The sequence below is a fragment of the Rhodococcus sp. no. 34 genome (genome assembly GCF_054589475.1).
This window is the reverse complement of record NZ_BAAILK010000026.1, coordinates 508,459-508,783: the sequence shown is the minus strand read 5'-3', so window position 1 is coordinate 508,783 and position 325 is coordinate 508,459. Positions and strand designations below refer to the sequence as shown.

Sequence of the window (325 nt, the reverse complement as noted above, 5' to 3'; positions counted from 1 at the left end):
TGGTTTCCCTTGCCGCTCAACGCGTCCGAGACTGCCGTGAGTGCGACGTTTATGTCGGCGGGGTCGAGGGAAGAAACGAGCGAGTAGATCCGGGAGATCGATTGGTAGAGCTGGACCGCGACTTCGGACTGATCGGATACCAACTCGGTACCCGGCACGAGAGCAGGACCACGCGAGAGTCCGTCAGGTTGAATCAGGTCTACGAAGAAGTCGCCGAAGATGTTGCGGGGCATCAGTCGCACCTGACTTGTCGACGGTATGTCCTCGAACGCTCCCTCGTCGATCGCGAGTGAGACAGTCGAAGCGGTGGTGCCCGGCTCGATCT

At 60.0% G+C, this 325-nt stretch carries 1 protein-coding gene; it reads right to left on the bottom strand.

The features are described from left to right. On the bottom strand, positions 1 to 233 hold a 233-nt coding region (locus tag ACYP01_RS11450), incomplete at its 3' end, for an MCE family protein (RefSeq protein WP_459680014.1). Positions 234 to 325: the final 92 nt, after the last annotated feature.